The 15,811-nt window shown below is 72.4% G+C and carries 15 protein-coding genes; 13 read left to right on the plus strand and 2 right to left on the minus strand.

Going from position 1 to position 15,811, the window contains the following annotated elements:
- Positions 1–58: 58 nt before the first annotated feature.
- Entirely contained in the window at positions 59–514 is a 456-nt protein-coding gene (locus QNO07_RS20865; RefSeq protein ID WP_283993739.1) for an SRPBCC family protein, read from the minus strand.
- A 343-nt stretch (positions 515–857) separates the two neighbouring features.
- Here QNO07_RS20865 and QNO07_RS20870 point away from each other — a divergent pair, with 343 nt between their 5' ends.
- The 3 genes from QNO07_RS20870 (at position 858) to QNO07_RS20880 (ending at position 3,217) form a co-directional block, all read left to right on the plus strand.
- A complete protein-coding gene (locus QNO07_RS20870; protein ID WP_283993740.1) occupies positions 858–1,757 on the plus strand; it encodes a short-chain dehydrogenase/reductase in 900 nt (299 codons plus the stop codon).
- A 90-nt stretch (positions 1,758–1,847) separates the two neighbouring features.
- The gene (locus QNO07_RS20875) at positions 1,848–2,345 is read left to right on the plus strand and encodes a GNAT family N-acetyltransferase (RefSeq protein ID WP_283993741.1); all 498 of its coding nucleotides are present in this window, start codon (positions 1,848–1,850) and stop codon (positions 2,343–2,345) included.
- Between the two features lie 89 nt (positions 2,346–2,434).
- Positions 2,435–3,217, plus strand: a complete 783-nt coding sequence (locus QNO07_RS20880; protein ID WP_283993742.1) for an aminotransferase class IV family protein — start codon at positions 2,435–2,437, stop codon at positions 3,215–3,217.
- A gap of 113 nt (positions 3,218–3,330) precedes the next feature.
- Here QNO07_RS20880 and QNO07_RS20885 read toward each other — a convergent pair whose 3' ends face one another.
- Positions 3,331–3,825, minus strand: coding sequence for a hypothetical protein (locus QNO07_RS20885; RefSeq protein ID WP_283993743.1), 495 nt, complete (start codon positions 3,823–3,825; stop codon positions 3,331–3,333).
- A 2,269-nt stretch (positions 3,826–6,094) separates the two neighbouring features.
- Between QNO07_RS20885 and QNO07_RS20890 the strand changes: the two genes are divergently transcribed.
- The 10 genes from QNO07_RS20890 (at position 6,095) to tap (ending at position 15,802) form a co-directional block, all read left to right on the plus strand.
- Positions 6,095–7,837 (plus strand): glycoside hydrolase family 6 protein, encoded by a 1,743-nt coding sequence (locus QNO07_RS20890; protein WP_283993744.1) that lies wholly within the window; start codon positions 6,095–6,097, stop codon positions 7,835–7,837.
- Between the two features lie 703 nt (positions 7,838–8,540).
- Positions 8,541–8,705 carry a hypothetical protein gene (locus QNO07_RS20895; protein ID WP_283993745.1) on the plus strand — a complete coding sequence of 55 codons (165 nt, stop codon included), beginning with the start codon at positions 8,541–8,543 and terminating at the stop codon, positions 8,703–8,705.
- Between the two features lie 97 nt (positions 8,706–8,802).
- Positions 8,803–8,979, plus strand: a complete 177-nt coding sequence (locus QNO07_RS20900; RefSeq protein ID WP_283993746.1) for a hypothetical protein — start codon at positions 8,803–8,805, stop codon at positions 8,977–8,979.
- The gene (locus QNO07_RS20905) at positions 8,976–9,857 is read left to right on the plus strand and encodes a GlxA family transcriptional regulator (protein ID WP_502961900.1); all 882 of its coding nucleotides are present in this window, start codon (positions 8,976–8,978) and stop codon (positions 9,855–9,857) included. Before QNO07_RS20900 ends, QNO07_RS20905 begins: the two co-directional genes overlap by 4 nt.
- A gap of 109 nt (positions 9,858–9,966) precedes the next feature.
- On the plus strand, positions 9,967–10,770 hold the full coding sequence (locus tag QNO07_RS20910; protein WP_283993747.1) for an alpha/beta fold hydrolase: 804 nt from the start codon (positions 9,967–9,969) through the stop codon (positions 10,768–10,770).
- The gene (locus QNO07_RS20915) at positions 10,770–12,065 is read left to right on the plus strand and encodes a PP2C family protein-serine/threonine phosphatase (protein ID WP_283993748.1); all 1,296 of its coding nucleotides are present in this window, start codon (positions 10,770–10,772) and stop codon (positions 12,063–12,065) included. The genes QNO07_RS20910 and QNO07_RS20915 overlap by 1 nt, the downstream gene beginning before the upstream one ends.
- Positions 12,062–12,400, plus strand: a complete 339-nt coding sequence (locus QNO07_RS20920; RefSeq protein WP_283993749.1) for an STAS domain-containing protein — start codon at positions 12,062–12,064, stop codon at positions 12,398–12,400. Before QNO07_RS20915 ends, QNO07_RS20920 begins: the two co-directional genes overlap by 4 nt.
- A gap of 361 nt (positions 12,401–12,761) precedes the next feature.
- A complete protein-coding gene (locus tag QNO07_RS20925) occupies positions 12,762–13,070 on the plus strand; it encodes an ACP S-malonyltransferase (protein ID WP_283993750.1) in 309 nt (102 codons plus the stop codon).
- Positions 13,070–13,252 (plus strand): hypothetical protein, encoded by a 183-nt coding sequence (locus QNO07_RS20930; protein WP_283993751.1) that lies wholly within the window; start codon positions 13,070–13,072, stop codon positions 13,250–13,252. Before QNO07_RS20925 ends, QNO07_RS20930 begins: the two co-directional genes overlap by 1 nt.
- 282 nt (positions 13,253–13,534) lie before the next feature.
- Positions 13,535–15,802 carry a telomere-associated protein Tap gene (tap, locus tag QNO07_RS20935; protein WP_283993752.1) on the plus strand — a complete coding sequence of 756 codons (2,268 nt, stop codon included), beginning with the start codon at positions 13,535–13,537 and terminating at the stop codon, positions 15,800–15,802.
- The last annotated feature ends 9 nt before the right edge of the window (positions 15,803–15,811 follow it).

A 15,811-nucleotide genomic window follows, 5' to 3' on the forward strand; every position in this document is an offset into this window, starting at 1 on the left:
GCTACCTCCAGGTGCTTCGTGCCGTGGGCGCGCATGCGCTGTGCGGGGACGGCCGCGCTCAGACCGCCGTTCGGGTGTGTTTCGGGCCGCGCTCCACCGCCTGCGCCAGCCGGGCGAGCATCGTGCGGTGCCGTACCTGCGCCACGGCGTCCACGGCCGTGTTGTGCAGCCGGCCGCCCGGCCCGCGCAGCGGGTGCTCGTCGAGGATGACCAGGGTCTCCTCGCCCCACGGCCGGATCTCCAGTGCGATCCGGGCCGTGCCCAGCCAGCCGCTGTCCGCCTCCAGCTCCAGGTGGTGCGGCGGTTCGTGCCGCCGCACGACGGTGCGGTTGGAGGCGGTCCAGGGGCCCAGTGTGACGGTGTACTCGATCTCGGAGCCGACCTGCGGCCAGTCGCCGTCCATCGGACGGGAGCCCGAGGTTCCCACCACCCATTCGCAGTAGCGCGAGCCGTCCGCCAGGACCGCCCAGACGGCGTCCGGTGACGCGTGGATCAAGTGGTGACGTACCGCCATGGTTCCTCCGCAGCCTCGTGACGTGGTGCTGATCGACAAGCCTGTCGACGGGCTGTCCGACGGGCTGGGCGCCGGGCCGTTGTTCCGTCGGTCGTCGTGTCGATCGGCGAATCGTCGTGCCGGGTGCCCCGCCCTGCCGGGTTCACCCCTCCCTCCGCGGCTCGCCCGCCGGGACCGGACCCGGCGGTGCGGCATTCGGGCGCCTCATGGGGCCGCCGGGTTGGTACCGGCGGTCCGCCGGGGTACGGGCTGCGCGAGAACCGCGCGGCCCGGCCGCCAGGGCCGGCTCCGCCGGGGACCGCAGAACCCCCGGCACCGCCGGGCACCGGACGGAGGAACACGCATGCGCACCAGGTCGCCGCTGCGGGGTCGCACAACCGTGGTCACCGGCGCTGCCCGGGGAGTCGGCGAGGCGGTGGCCCGGCGGCTCACCGAGCGCGGCGCGCGGGTCGCGCTGCTGGGCCTGGAGGGCGACCGCCTGGACCGCCTCGCCGGGGATCTGGGCGGACGGGCCGCCGCCTGGACCGTCGACGTGACCGACCAGCAGGCCATGGCCCGTACCGCGGACCTGGTGCGGGAACGCCTCGGACCGGTCTCGGTGGTGGTGGTCAACGCCGGTGTCGCCGCCGGCGGCCCGCTGCTGCACACCGATCCCGCGCTGTGGCGGCGGGTCGTCGAGGTCAACCTGGTGGGTAGCGCCGTCACCGCCCGGGTCTTCCTGCCCGACCTGCTGCGGACCCGCGGTTACCTGCTCCAGGTCGCCTCACTCGCGGCGCTCGCCCCGGCGCCGATGATGACGGCCTACTGCGCCTCCAAGTCGGGCGCGGAGGCGTTCGCGCACGCGCTGCGCGCCGAGGTGCGCCATCTCGGCGTCGGAGTGGGCGTCGGCTACCTGAGCTGGACGGACACGGCCATGATCCGCGCCGCGGACCACAGTCCGGCGCTGCGCGAGCTGCGCGACGCCATGCCCTGGCCTGCTTCGCGCACCCACCCCGTCGGGCCGGCCGCGGCACGGCTCGTCGGCGGCATCGAGCGCCGGGCCGAGACCGTGCACACCCCGCCCTGGCTGCGGGCCGTCGCCGCTGCCCGGGTCGTGGTGCCGGGCCTGGTGGCGCGGGGCGCGGCGCGCGAGTTCCGCCGCCGCGCCCCGCGGTTCGACCTGCCGGACACAGGTCCGCTCGGTGCGGGGGGACGCGCCGCCGTCGGGCGGCCCGCGTCCGAACCGCCGGCCACGCCGTCCTGAGCCGGCGGACCGGCGGGAGGTGTGGCCCGTGCGGACCGCCCGGCGAAAAACCGGTTGCCCGACACGGCCGCCGGCGGCCATTGTGCCGACATGAGCTCCGACACCACGCGCCCGACCTGGCGGATACGTCCCTACCGGGACGAGGACTGGGACGCCGCCGCCCGCATCCACGACAGCGCCCGCCTGGACGAACTGCGCGACTCCGTCGGCGTGGAGGCGTTCCTGCCGCTGTCGGAGACGGCCGAGAGCGAGGGCTTCCACGACGGCAGCGGGTGGGTCGCGCAGGACGCCGCAGCAGGCGAGGGCGCACCCGTGGCGGGCTTCGTCGTCCTGGAGGAGGACGAGGTGACCTGGCTCTACGTCGACCCCGCCCGGTACGGGCAGGGCGCCGGAGCGGCACTGCTGCGGCACGCGGTCGCGCAGGGCGGGCCGCGGATCGAGACGACCGTGCTGGCCGGCAACGACCGCGCACTGGAGCTCTACCTGCGGGAGGGCTTCACCGTCGTGGAGACACGGACCGGCAAGCTGGAGGGCAACGAGCGGTTCGCCGCCACCGGCCACATCATGGAACTGCACAAGCACCCGTGAGCTGAGCGGATCGCTCCGTCCCGCCCGTGCGCGACCGGCGACCGCGGTCCGACAGGGGGTTGGGGACACGGGCTGGCAGAATCCGGAACATGGCGGAACTGGACGGCCGCGAGGTCACCGTGGGGGCCCTGCAGAACCTGGCGCTCACCAACTACGGGCACTTCACCTCCATGCGGGTGGAGCACGGGCGGGTCCGCGGGCTGGCTCTGCACCTGGCCCGCCTTGTCCGGGACTGCCGGACCGTGTTCGGCACCGGGCTGGACCCCGAACGGGTGCGGCATCTGGTCAGGCACGCCGTGGGCGGCCTGGGGGGCGTCTTCGTCGTGCGGGTGACCGTCTTCGATCCGCATCTGGACCTGGGCCGCCCCTCCGCCGCGGCCGAGCCGAGTGTGCTGGTCACCACCCGGCCCGCCCCGGCCGACCCGGTGCTCCCGCCGCTGCGCCTGCGCACAGCCGTCTACCTGCGCGACCAGCCGGCGGTGAAGCACGTGGCCCTCTTCGGCGCGCTGCACCGCCGGAGAGCCGCGCAACGTGCGGGCTTCGACGACGTGCTGTTCACCGACGCGTCCGGCGTCGTCCACGAGGGCCCGACCTGGAACATCGGCTTCCACGACGGGTCGCGCCACGTCTGGCCGGAAGCGGACGTCCTGCCCGGAGTCACCATGGAGCTGCTGCGGCGAAGCGGCGGGGAGCACACGACCGCCGTGTTGACCGTCGCGGAACTACCGCGCATGCGGGCCGCGTTCGCCACCAACACGGCGATCGGGGTGCGTCCAGTCGCCGCTGTCGACGACGTGGTGCTGCCCGCCGGGACCGAGGTCGTCGATGACCTCCGCCGCGCCTACACGGCGGACCCGGGTGAGCTGCTGTAGACGCCCCAGGTGTCCGGCCCCAGGAGAGGCCTCGCGCCGAGGACCGTTTCGCGGCAACGGCCCTCAGCTGTCGGCCTCACCGACCAGATCCTTCAGCCCGCTCCGGGCCGCCCTCAACTTCCGGTACACCGAGGTGAGATGCAGCTCCACCGTGCGCCGAGTGACGAACAGCGAAGGGGTGTGGCCTTGTTGCCGTGTCTCAAGGCGGCCAACCGGGCGACCTGGTGCTCGCTGGGCGTGGGCGACTCGGTCTCGGCACCGGGCGGGGTGCCCCCGCCGTTCAGCAACTCGCTCGCGGCGCGGGACCGCAGCACCTCGGCGACGCACTCCGCCGCCAGTCTCCGGGCCCGCCGGTGCACCCGCTGGGCGAACGGGGTGTCGCCGTGCAGCGCCAGGGCGGCGCCCTGCTCCAGCAGTACCCGGACGAGGTCCGGTCGGGACTGGGAGCCGTCCAGTGAGGCCATCGCCTTCTCGTACGTGCACAGTCGGACGGCGGGCCGGGGCTCGGTCTCGGCGACCAGGGACAGTGCGAGGCCGAGCGCCCCCAGCTGCCGCACCACACCGGAGGCGTAGTTCCGCTCAGTGGGGGTGGCACTGGCACGCAGCACCAGAGCGTCGCTCTCCTGTCCCAGCGAGGCGGCCTTGGTCCAGAAGAGCCGACTTGCCCACGCCGAGGGGGCCTGCGACGAGGGCCAGCGAGCCGCAGCCGTCGTCCTCCGCGCGCAAAGCCGACGCCAGTGACGCCAGCTCGAATTCTCGGTTCAGCAACATGACGCAGCATTCCCTCACAGGTGGAGCCCGTACGGACCCCTCAGCCAAGCAATGGTCGATTGAATTGCCCGCCCGCGGCCGGCCACGGCATCGGGATACTTGCTTCCTTTTTCAGGCACAAGTAACTGAGGCTCGATGCTGGGCGCACTTCGACCGATCACCGACTGCGGATCGCGCGGCCCTGGTGAAAGAACTCTTGAGTCGGTGGGAAGGCCCAAGGGTGGAATCATGTGGTGTTCACGTTGTTTCGTCTCGCGGCAGGGTACTTGGGCAAAAGTTGAGCTTCCGAGCAGCCTCTTGCGTCAGGGGTGCGACTGAGGCGAAGGCTGGGGCATTCGCTCGACTTCAGCGGAGTGTGTATCGCCGCGCTGCCTCGTGTTCAGCCGCCGAGTGCCGACGGGTGCGACGAGCGCAGGTGCGCGGAGAGCAGCGACGGACTCCCGGTGTGGTTTCCGCGTACCTCGGCCGGGCCTCGATCACGGAGGTGCGGGTGGCCGGCCACCGTACGGTGGTGCGATATCGATGACCACGTCTCCTGTTGACGCGGAGTGCAGGCGTTCCTGCCCCCCCTCCGGGGTTTCCGGGGAAGTGAATGGGGAGGTGCCAGGGGGTAGGCCGCAGTTATACGGAGGGAAAGGGGAATGGCCTTTCACCATAGGTCCTGGGAGTAGCAGGGCCGGGGTGCCGGAAGGCGGCACCCCGGGTGCGGGGATCCCGGAGGCAACGCCGTCGTCTTGCCGCGGCCATCCGTCTGGCCAGGGCCGCGGAGGCGAGAACACTCCTATCGGCACCGCGGAACCGCTCGGTGTCCCCAGGGCGGGAGGCGGATGCGGCTGCCTCTGGTGCTGCGGGTCCGCGAGCCTCGGGGCAGGTTGTCGCCGTCACCGCGTCGGCGGTGGCACTCCGTGCATTCCGCGCGGCCTTCGAGAGTTCCGCATGACGATTCCGGTCTGCTGCCGAGCTGTGCCATGGAGGAGTCGGCTGTCCGGCGGCTGGCGCAGTCGCTTGCCCGGGTGGGCCAGCGTCAGAGGCACCAGTGACCGGAGCGTCGACGTCCGGGCACATTCCGCTTCTCAGGTGTGAGTCGCTTCCGAGTGTGCCGGGGGAGCGCCGGAGCTGACCATGTGTCAGTGAGTCGGGCGCGCCGGGCGGGGTCGGGAACCCGGTTGCGAGCGGGTGGTGCGGGAAGGGCGGCAGAGCTGCTTTCCGATGAGTACCGCAGGTCGGCCGGGTGAAGAGGTGCGGCGTGAAATCGAGCAACCAGTGGGAGCGCTCCCAAGGTTCGGGGTGAACGCGCTCGCCGTCAAGGGTGCGCGCAGATCCTGTTCCGTCGAAGTATCTCGACAGTCGGATTCGGTGTCCGGTCTGGCGCCGGCGCTACGTTGCCGCTACTTTTGGGGCAACCAGTGGGAGCGGTTCCACGCGTCGTACGTCGATGGCAGTCACACATCGGACGACAGGAGACCGCTTCGTGCACCCCCCATCACGCGCTCGTACCCCACTTCACCCAGTCGTGCCCGACCGTGCCGCCCGGTGTACCGGGCTTGCCGTGCGGCGGCAGCAGGCAGTTGCTCCCCAAGAGCCGGACCCAGCCGTTCCACGGATTCCACTTCGGCTGCCGACGGCAGTACGCAGCTCCTCGGCGCCGTCCCGGCTGTGTTCCGGGGACGGTCGGGAAACGCCGCAGCGCTGCGGTCCCTCAGGCGCCCGAGAGCCCACCGGCGCGGGGTCTGGCCCGGCGGCACCGGGCGTCACCGTGCTGTGGCGGATGGCGCCGGTGGCGGCCGACCGGGACCGCGACCGGGCCGCCGCGCACCGGCTGCCCGAGGTGAGCCGCGCGGGGAACGAGCCCGGCCGCACCCGGAGCGGCTGCACCCTCGACGGGCCTGCCGACAACGGCGCGGTCGCCGTCTCCAGTACCCGCAGCGTACGGGTGCCGCTCGACGGAGAGCACCGGCCGCAGCTAGCCGGGTCCGCGCCGAGCCGGGCGCCGCCCATCGGGGGAAGGGCCGCGATGACCGCGCGCGCCGGGCAGTACCGGCCCGGGCCAGGGAGCACGTCGATCACTTACGGAACGGGACTTCGCAACCATCCGAAGGGACAGAAATGACCACCACCAGCGCCGCACCGCGGCATCGGAGCCGCACCGCGTTACTCGCCACCGGAGCGATGCTGCTCGCGGGTATGGGGACCGCCGGACTGATGCCCGGCGCCGCCGCAGCCGCGGCGGCGGGCTGCACCGTCGAGTACACCGTGACGAACCAGTGGAACTCCGGGTTCACCTCAAGCGTGACGGTCACCAACACCGGTGATCCGCTCAGCACCTGGAAGCTCGAGTGGGTCTACGCCGGCGGCCAGCGCGTGACCCAGGGCTGGAACGCCGACATCAGTCAGAGCGGGACCGCGGTGACCGCGGCCAACCCGTCCTGGGGCGGCTCCCTGGGCACCGGTGCCGCGGCCACCTTCGGGTTCAACGGCACCCACACCGGAAGCAACCCCGAGCCGGCGGCCTTCCGTCTCAACGGCGTGCTGTGCAACGACGGCGGCCCCGGTGACCCCGGTGATCCGGGGGACCCGCCGCCCGGAGAGCGGGTCGACAACCCGTACGCAGGGGCGCGGGTCTACGTCAACCCCGAGTGGGCGGCCAAGGCCGCAGCCGAGCCCGGCGGTTCGCGGGTCGCCGGTCAGCCGACCGGCGTGTGGATGGACCGGACCGCGGCGATCGCCGGAGTCGGCGGCACCATGGGCCTGCGCGACCACCTCGACGAGGCGCTGCGACAGGCCGGTACCGGCGGAGACCCCTTCGTCGTCCAGGTCGTCATCTACAACCTCCCCGGACGCGACTGCGCGGCTCTCGCCTCCAACGGCGAACTGGGCCCGACGGAGCTCGACAAGTACAAGACCCAGTACATCGACCCGATCGCCGCCATCTTCGCCGACCCCAAGTACGCGAGTCTGCGCATCGTCACGACCATCGAGATCGACTCCCTGCCCAACCTCATCACCAACGTGGCACCGCGGCCGACCGCCACCCCGCAGTGCGACGTGATGAAGGCCAACGGGAACTACGTCAAGGGTGTCGGGTACGCCCTGGGCAAGCTCGGGGACGTCGGCAACGTCTACAACTACATCGACGCCGGCCATCACGGCTGGATCGGATGGGAGGACAACTTCGCCCCGTCGGCGCAGCTGATGTTCCAGGCTGCGAACGCCGAAGGCGCCACGGTGGCGGACGTGCACGGCTTCATCGCCAACACGGCCAACTACAGCGCGCTGAAGGAGGAGAACTTCCGCATCACCGACGTCGTCGCGGGCCGCCCGGTCCGTGAGGCATCCAAGTGGATCGACTGGAACAACTACGCCGACGAGCTGTCGTTCGCCCAGGCCTTCCGCCGACAGGCGGTCACCGCGGGCTTCAAGAGCGACATCGGCATGCTGATCGACACGTCCCGCAACGGCTGGGGTGGGGCCGCCCGGCCGGCCGGCCCCGGCCCGACGACGAGCGCGGACGCGTACGTCGACGGCGGACGCTTCGACCGGCGCATCCACCTCGGCAACTGGTGCAACCAGTCCGGCGCCGGGTTGGGGGAGCGGCCCAAGGCCTCACCCGAGCCGGGCATCGACGCCTACGTCTGGATGAAGCCGCCGGGTGAGTCCGACGGTTCCAGCAGCGAGATCCCCAACGACGAGGGCAAGGGCTTCGACCGGATGTGCGATCCCACCTACCAGGGCAACCCGCGCAACCAGAGCAGTCCCTCCGGCGCCCTGCCGAACGCGCCGGTCTCGGGTCACTGGTTCTCCGCGCAGTTCCAGGAGCTGATGCGGAACGCCCACCCCCCGCTGGGCTGAACCGAGGGCACCGAAGCACGAGCCGAGGCCTCGCCGCAGCACCGGAGCACCACGCGGCGGGGTCCGGCGACGGGCCCGGCAGTCCGCCTGATCCCCACGCACGAGCGGTGATCTGACAGCTCTGCCCGCCGGTGCCCGTGCCGCTCCGCCCGTTCGCCGCCGGGACCGGCCGACCACCGTTCCCGGCGGTACTCCTCCCCGATCGCACACCCCCGCCATGCTCCGGACCGGCGACCGGACGCGGCGGGGGTGTGCTTCGTGCTGCGTCCCGTCGCCAGGGCCGCCACCGTCCGCACCCCGACGGACAGCCGCTCGATGCCGCGGTGCCCCGGACACCCGTCACCCGGCGGGCGTGCGGGAGCTTCCCGGCGGCGCACGACTTTCCTCGCGCCGCCCGCACAGGCGAGTGCGCTCACACATTCGGTGTCGACTCGGTCTCGGTACGGGGTAAGCGGACCAGCACCTCTGATCGAATGGCCCCCGTACCCGCGGGGACCGACGCCGTTGGTGAGGGAGGCGCCCGCAGTGGATCCGTACGACCGGCCGCAAACGTGGCACGCTCCCGCGCCGCCCCCGGCGCGCAGCAGGGCCGGACGCCGTGCCTCACGCGCTGCTCCGACTGGCCCAGGCCTAACCCGACTCCCGCGTCTGCGCCGCCCGTTAGACCGTCGTCACGCACATCGCCGACCGAAAGGCCCTTCCCGTGAGTAACCACACCTCCCACCAGGACCCCTCCCTCTCCGCCTCGGAGCCGGTGGCCACGCCCGTGCCCGCGCCGCGCACCGAGCGGCCCACCATCCACTCGCCGCGGATCGCCGCCCAACGGCCCGAGGTCGCCGCCGTGCTGCGCCGCATCCACCGTCTCTGAGCCGGTCCGCGCAACCGAGTTCACGGGATGCGGTCGCACAGGACTCCTCCGGCGGACGCTGGGCATAAGGGCCTCACCTATACGAGGGGAGATTCACATGCTCGGCATCGCAGCGGCAGTGCTGTTCTTCATCGCGTTTCTCATCAACGCCGCGGACATCGCGACGAACGACATCTTCTCGTCCGTCAACATCATGTTGATCGGACTGATGCTGCTCGCACTGCACGTGGCCGGAATCGGCAGCGGTTTCTCACCGGGAGGCCGCAGGCGCTGACCCGGGACCCGGGACCCGGGACCCGCAGAGCATGGGACAGGCGGAGGACAGGCGCGACCTGTTCTCCGCCTGTCCCATGCCGACCCGGGGACGCCGCCTCGACGACGGCCGGGGCCGACACGATCATGGTGCCCGGCACCTCGGACCCGGACGTACCGGTGGCGGACGAGGTCCTCTCCGCCCTGCGTTCCGCCGCTGCGAACGGCACCCGGATCGCGTCCGTCTGCAGCGGGGCGTTCGTGCTCGCCGCCACCGGGCTCCTGGACAGCGGCCGTGCCACCACCCACTGGGCTGCCGCGCCGCTGCTCGCCGCCCGGTATCCGGCGGTCGACGTCGACGCCGACGTGCTGTACGTCGACAACGGTGGCGTTCTCACCTCCGCGGGAGCCGTCGCCGCCCTCGACCTGTGCCTGCACATGATCCGCACTGATCACGGTTCCGCCGTCGCGGCGGATGCCGCCCGCCTGTCGGTGATGCCACTGGAACGGGAGGGCGGCCAGGCGCAGTTCATCGTCCATCCGACACCTCCCGCCCCGGCCTGGGCGGTACTGGAGCCCCTGCTCGCCTGGATGGAGCAGAACGCGCACCGCGAACTCCCGCTGGAGGAACTGGCCGCCCGGGCCGGGACGAGCCCCCGCACGCTCAACCGGCGCTTCCGGGAGCAGACCGGCACCACCCCGCTGAAGTGGCTGCACCGGGCACGCGTGCGCCGCGCCCAGCACCTACTCGAAACCACCGCCTACTCCGTCGAGCGCATCGCCGCGCAAGCCGGATTCGGCTCGCCCACGGTGTTCCGGGAACGCTTCCGACGGGTCGTGGGTACCAGCCCGCACGCCTACCGCCGGGCCTTCCGCGGACCCGCAGTGCAGCGGCCCTGACACATCCCGGTTCTGCGGGCTCCGGCGGGCGCGGCTCGGCCGGGCCCGCCGGAGCCCGCTCTGAGGAGACGGTTCCGGCTCTGCCCGGCGCGGTGGCAGGATGGCGGGCATGGACGTACGCAGGAGGAACAACGTCACCGAGTGCGGCAGCGGCAGCGGGCCGGTGCTGCTCCTGGCGCACGGCTTCGGCTGCGACCAGAACATGTGGCGGCTCGTCGCACCCGCCTTCGCCGCCGAGTACCGCACGGTGCTGTTCGACTACGTCGGATCGGGCGAGTCCGACCTGTCCGCCTGGGACGAGCAGCGCTACTCCTCACTGGAGGGCTACGCCCAGGACGTCCTGGACGTCTGCGAGGAACTGGACCTCAAGGAGGTCGTGCTCGTCGGGCACTCGGTGAGTGCCATGATCGCGGTGCTCGCCGCCGCCCGTGCACCCGAGCGCTTCACCTCGCTCGTGCTGCTCACCCCCTCGCCCTGCTACCTCGACGACGGCGACTACCCGGGCGGGTTCAGCGCCGCCGACATCGACGAGCTGCTCGGGTCGCTGGAAGCGAACTACCTGGGCTGGTCGACGGCGATGGCACCCGTCATCATGGGCAACGACGACCGCCCTGAACTGGGCGAGGAGCTAACCAACAGCTTCTGCCGCACCGACCCCGACATCGCGAGGGTCTTCGCCCGGACCACGTTCCTCACTGACAGCCGCGGTGATCTGCCGGGAGTGCGCGTGCCCACCCTCGTCGTGGAGTGCGCCCGCGACGCGATCGCCCCCCAGGGCGTGGGCGCCCACGTGCACGCTGCCATCCTGGGGAGCAGAATGGTCACCCTCGACGCGACCGGCCACTGCCCGCAGCTGAGCGCGCCCGAGGCCACGGCCGACGCGGTGCTCTCCTTCGTGCGGGGGACGGCGTGATGTGCGGCGCGGGCCGGGAACCGCACACACCGCAGGCCGGTGACGACGGCCGTACCTCGGACACGGTGTTCACCGCCCTGCTGGAGGACAGTGTCGTGGACCTCTACGAGAACGCACCCTGCGGCCATCTGTCGACGCTCCTGGACGGCACGATCGCCAAGGTCAACGCCACTCTGCTCACCTGGCTCGGATACCGCCGTGAGGACGTCGTGGGCCGGATGAGGTTCGCCGACCTGCTCACCGTCGGCGGCAAGCTGTACCACGAGACGCACTTCGCGCCTCTGCTCAGCATGCAGGGCGAGGTGCGCGGCATCGCCCTGGAGCTGCGGACCGCGGACGGCTCCCGGCTCCCCGTCCTGGTCACCTCCACCGTCAAGCGCAGCGAAGACGGCGCACCCATGCTGATCCGGACGACCATCAGCGACGCGCGCGAACGCCGGGCCTACGAGGAGGAACTGCTGCGGGGCCGCCGGAAGGCCGAGGAGGCGCAGCAACGGGCCGAGCAGGACCGCGCACACCTGAAGAGCGTCCTTGCCACGCTCCAGCAGAGCCTGCTGCCGCCCGTCCTTCCGGAGGTCCCCGGCCTGGAGGTGGCCGCGCAGTACCACATTGCCTCCGCCGACCACCTGGGCGGCGACTTCTACGACCTCTTCTCCCTCGGCGACGGCCGGTTCGGGTTCTTCCTCGGCGACGTGTGCGGCAAGGGACCCGAGGCGGCAGCCGTCACCTCGCTCGCCCGCTACACGCTGCGGGCCGCAGCGGTGCACGACGGGGACCCCGTGGTGGTGCTCAGCACTCTGAACACGGTGCTGAGCGAGCGCTACTCGGGAGGAGACCCCCGCTACTGCACCACCGTGTTCGGAGTGCTCCAGGCACTCGAACCCGGCGGCGACCGGTTCGAGGTGACCGTCGCCAGCGGCGGCCACCCGCCGGCCATCGTCACCCGGGGAACGGGCGCGGCCGAGTACCTGCCCACTCCCGGCGGTGTGCTCGTCGGCATCTTCCCCGACGCGGGGTTCACGGCCGCGCGGACGGTCCTGGGCCCCGGCGACACCCTGCTGCTGTACACCGACGGCCTGACCGAGGCCCGCACCCCCGCCGGCCGGTTCGGCGACGAGGCGCTGCTCGCGCTCACCGAGGAGCTCGCCCCCGCCAGCGCACCGCACCTGGTCAAGGCGCTCGCCGACCTGCTCGGGGGTTTCGGCGACGGCCTCGACGACGACACCGCGCTGCTCGCTCTGAGCGTTCCCGCCCCGTCCCCGAAGAAGACCGCGACTGCGAACCGAACCGTATGAACTCCCTGCGACTCGAACTCAGGCACACCGACACCGGACCCGTACTGGACGTCGTCGGCCATCTCGACTTCCACACCGCGCCCCGGTTCCGCGAGCTGCTGGACGACCTCACGCTGCAACCCGGGGACCTGCTCGTGCTGGACCTGACCGGGCTGGACTTCTGCGACTCCAGCGGCATCACCGCCTTCCTCGTCGCCCGCAACGCGGCCGAGGCCGCCCGGGCCGAGGTCGCTCTGGCCGGCGTCCCGCCGAACACCGCCCGGGTCCTGCGCATCGTCGGGCTCGACCAGGTGTTCCGCCGCCACTCGTTCCCGGGCGAGAAGGCACACGCCTGAGCCACCGGCTCGCCCGTGCATCCCGGCCGAGTCGTCACGGCGCTTCGACGCGCCCTGACGCAGCCGTGACCTTCCGCTGACCCGCCTGCGAGAACTTGACGTTCCACGGTCCGGAACGGGCACGGCGGCCCCTGCGCCCGCCTCCGCTTCCGAAGAAGGACGGGGCAATCGTCCGGATCCGTGGCGCCGCCGCCACGCCCCTGAGGCTCGATGCCCGCCCCGTCCGCAGCGCGCAGACCCTCCGGGACCGCCCGACGGCCTCAGCCGCCTGAGCGGTCTCCATGCGTGCCGGTCTTCCGCCGTCGGTGGTCGACCGCCTCGACCGGGTCTCGACCCCGGACAGGGTTCACAGCTGGTGGGCATGGGACACGACCTGGTCCAGGAGTACCCGGACCTGCTCACCACCTACTACCGGCCGGCCGACGAGGTGCTGGGTCTGCCGCTCTCGCAGCTGTGCTGGGAGCGACCGAAGGCCGCCCTGCTGGACACCGCGGTGACCCAGCCCGCCGTCTCACTCACCAGCCTCGCCACCTGGGACGTGCTCCGCCGCCACGGCGCCCGCCCGGACGTCGTGGCCGGACACAGCCTGGGGGAGTACACCGCGCTCGTCGCCGCCGGTGTGCTCGACTGGTCGACGCCCTCCGCCTGGTCCGGCTGCGCGGCGAGCTGATGTCCGGCGCGAGCCGGATGGCCGCGGACGGCGTCGGCCGGTTCGTGGAGGTCGGCCCGGGCAAGGTCCTCTGCGGCCTGTGCCGGTGCATCGCGCCCGGTTCCGAGATCCACCGGACTCTCGACCTGCGCCGCGTCCGGCTCACCTTGGACGCCCTGCCCGTGCCTGCCCGGCAGGGCTGAGCCCACGGTCCGCACCGCCTCGCGCGGACCGCCGCCCGCCGGGGCGGCACCCACGCGAGGCACGCGGGAAGTGCGGGAAATGTCAGATCGGTGGCGAAGGGCTGCCCCGCGCTCCCCGGCGGGCGCACGACGACAGCTACGGCACCTCACCGTGTTGTCGGAACATCCATGTACGACCAGTATGCGGATGTCCCTCCGCCTCGCGATGCACCGCACCTGACGCCGTGCGCTCATCCACCAGGGAGTGCGGGACAGCCCTTAAGATGCGCTCGGAGGTGGATCATGTCCGAGCGCATCGAGGCGATCAACGCACTGATCGCCAGTCGGCCCGTGCTGCCGCCGCCCGCGGAGCGGGAACGGCTGCGCAGGGCGCACGGGCTCACCCAGGACCAGGTCGCCGAAGCCCTCGGAGTACGCCGAGCCACGCTGGTGAACTGGGAGGCCGGACGGACCGACCCCCGACCTCCGCAACGGGACGCCTACGCCCATCTACTGACGGAACTGGCCAAGCGCTACCCGCTGGACGACGCCGACGCCGCCCGCGCCTTTGCCTCCACTCCAGCTCCGGCCCCGGCCCCCGTGCACCCTCCTCCCGCTGCCACCGAGCCCGCCCGTAGCGCCGAGCCCGTCTCGGGCGCCGAACGCCCCCCAGCCGTCGACCCGCCCCTCGCAGCCGAGCCGGTGGGCCCGACACGTCACGGCTCTGGCGCCACCGACGGGGCCCCGCCCCCACCCGCCCCCTTCGATGGCGCGGCGAAGAAGCGTCGAGTCACACGGCCGACACCGCAGCGCGCCGAGTCGACCGCCGACCACAGCCCCGACGCGGAGTTCGCCCACGGGCCGCTCGGCGTGCTCGACGGGGAGGGCCTGCTGCACTGCGTGGACGGTCTGCTCCTGGAATGCCCGGCCGTCACCGTCGCCGCGCTGGCCGCGTGGACGCTTGCGGAAGCCCGACTCGGCGCACACCGCCTGCACCCGTCCGGCTGGGACGCCGACCCGTTGGTCGTACTCACCGCTGAGGCCGCCGAACGGCTCGGGCTGCCTGACCGCCTGGAGGACCGCCGCGAGCTGCGCCTACCACCGGACCACCAGGTCATCCAGCAACTCGTAGAGGGAGAGTGGCAGTTGACCCGACGCGGATTCGGTCCCTGGGCCCGCGTCCACCGTCCGGCGCAGCACGGCCGTCGCCAGTGCGTGCAGTTCGCCGTGCTGCCGTGGGGCGCGCTCGACGCCCGCTCGTGGAGTGCCGCCGACCGCCTGCCCCCGGCCCAACTCGCCCATGTGCTCGGCACCTACGCGCGCCGCGTGCTCACCCCGCGAGGTTCCACCGCCGTCTCCGGGCTGGAGGCGATGACGGCGCTGCGCCCGCCGACCAGGGCGGTGCGTGACACGGCGACCGGCCGGTGGGTGTCAGGACCGGTTCCCGGCTCGCTCACCGAGGCGGTGGACCCCGCGCCTGTGGAGGCACCCGCCGAGCATCCGCTGGTCGTGGCGAGCTACCCGCGCAGCCACCAGCGGACCCCGGCCGAGATGCTGGACGAGGAGGCGTACGACTGGATCCGGGACCCGCAACTGCTCACCGACGCCGAGTGCGCGCGCTCCTACGCGGTCGGCATCGACGTCAACACCGCCTTCCTCGCCGCAGCCAACCGGCTCGTCGTCGGCCTGGGCCCGCCCACCCACGTCCGCCGGCCGGAGTTCGACAAGAAGACTCCCGGCTCGTGGCTGGTGGACCTCTCCGGGATCACGCTGGACCCCCGCCTGCCCAGCCCCTTCACCCCCCACGGCGAACCGCCGACCGGCCCCGCCTGGTACGCCACGCCGACCGTCGCCTACGCGCGGGAACTCGTCGACCGGTACGGGTTGGACTGCCCGGTCACGCCCGTCGAGGCCTGGCTCCGCACTGAGTCCGGGCCCTACCTCGACCCCTGGTACAAACACCTCGCAGACGCGTACAAGGCCACCATGGCCGACCTCGGCGTCGTCACCGGGATGAGCGCCCCCGACTTCCTGGCCGCGATGGAGAAGCACAAGGAGGCCGACCCCGCCACGGCCGCGGTGCTGTCGGCGATCAAGTCCACGGTCAAGGGCGGAATCGGCAAGCTCAGGGAACGCCCCCAGGGCGCCGGGTACCGGTACGGCGAACGGTGGCCGGCGCTGGAGCGCCCCACGTGGAGGCCGGACATCCGGGCAGCCGTCATCGCCGCCGCCCGGGTCAACATGCACCGCAAGGTGCTCGCCACGGCGCTCGCCACGCAGAGCGCCCCGGCACCTTCCGGCAGCCTTGTCCTCGGCGAGGACGCGATGCTGCCGATCGCGATGCTCTCCGACTGCGCCGTCTACCTCTCGCCCGGCCCGAGCCCGCTCGACGTCCTGCCGTACACGCCGGACGGCAAGCCGGCCGCGGGCTGCTTCCGCCTCGGTGTGTCCCCGGGAATGGTCAAGCACGAGGGGACCCAGGACATGCTGTGGGCGGTGCGCATGCTCGACGAGGGCCACAACCCGGCGCGGCACATCAAGGGCACCGACGCTGCGAACGACGGAGAGTAGGACCCCGGC

Source organism: Streptomyces sp. 549, from assembly GCF_030124175.1.
Classification (GTDB): domain Bacteria; phylum Actinomycetota; class Actinomycetes; order Streptomycetales; family Streptomycetaceae; genus Streptomyces.